Genomic DNA, 392 nt, shown 5'->3' with positions numbered 1-392 from the left:
GCCTGGGCACGTTTCGCGCCACGGTCGTGGACGTGCCCATGGACGCGAAATATGGAGATGAAGTGAGCAACCTCCACATCTCGAAGATTTTCGGGGAGTTTCTCACCAAGCACCTGCAGAACGCATGCAAGCGTGTCTTCTATAACTATTTCCTGCGCGACATGTCGATCGCGTCCATAGAACTCGTGTCCGGGACGATCGCGCTGTTGTTCGGGGCAGTGTTTGGTGGATATCACTGGTTTCACTCGGTCTCAACGCAGTCGTCGACGCCAGTCGGGACGGTCATCATTGCCGCTCTGTCCCTGCTTTTCGGCTTCCAGCTGCTTCTCGCTTTCGTGAACTATGACGTGTCCCACGTCCCCAGTCGTGCCATCCACCGGGGATCGCCCACT

Annotated in this window: 1 pseudogene; it reads left to right on the top strand. The window is 57.1% G+C overall.

The annotated features are described in order from the left end of the window. Positions 1-38 precede the first annotated feature (38 nt). Positions 39-392, top strand: a pseudogene (locus CBX98_RS25545) (glycosyltransferase family 2 protein); the annotation flags it as partial.

This window comes from Vibrio sp. T9, assembly GCF_003123985.1.
Classification (GTDB): Bacteria; Pseudomonadota; Gammaproteobacteria; order Enterobacterales; family Vibrionaceae; genus Vibrio; species Vibrio diabolicus.
Note: the sequence above shows the minus strand (reverse complement) of the source record. Positions and strands in the feature narration are given on the sequence as shown.